Origin of the sequence: Sutterella parvirubra YIT 11816 (genome assembly GCF_000250875.1) — a bacterium.
In the GTDB taxonomy this organism is placed as follows: domain Bacteria; phylum Pseudomonadota; class Gammaproteobacteria; order Burkholderiales; family Burkholderiaceae_F; genus Sutterella; species Sutterella parvirubra.
Map to the genome: position 1 here is coordinate 77,118 of NZ_JH605013.1, position 328 is coordinate 77,445.

General features: G+C 67.4%; 1 protein-coding gene. It reads right to left on the reverse strand.

The genetic code is table 11. The annotated features are described in order from the left end of the window. Positions 1-328 (reverse strand): DNA polymerase (locus tag HMPREF9440_RS12285; protein WP_392392011.1); only part of this gene is annotated, 328 nt, incomplete at both ends.

A 328-nucleotide genomic window follows, 5' to 3' on the forward strand; every position in this document is an offset into this window, starting at 1 on the left:
ACTTGCTCCGGAGCTTGGTGAGGCGCCGGTGCTCCAGCACCACCTTCGGGAGCGCGTGGTCGAGCGCCAATTCCGTAAGGACCTCTTCGTCGGTCGAAGGCGCCCCGCTCGCCGTCTTCTTGACGACGGGGATCCCCATCTCGCCGAAGAGCACCTGACCCAGCTGCGCCGGGCTCGAGATGTTGAAGGGGTGGCCGGCCAGGCGTTCGCACTCGGCGCGCAGCTCCTCGATCCGCTGCGCGAGCTCCTCACTCTGGTTGGCGAGCGCGAAGCAGTCGATCGCGACGCCCGTGCGCTCCATCTTGAAGAGGACGCGCATCAAGGGTCG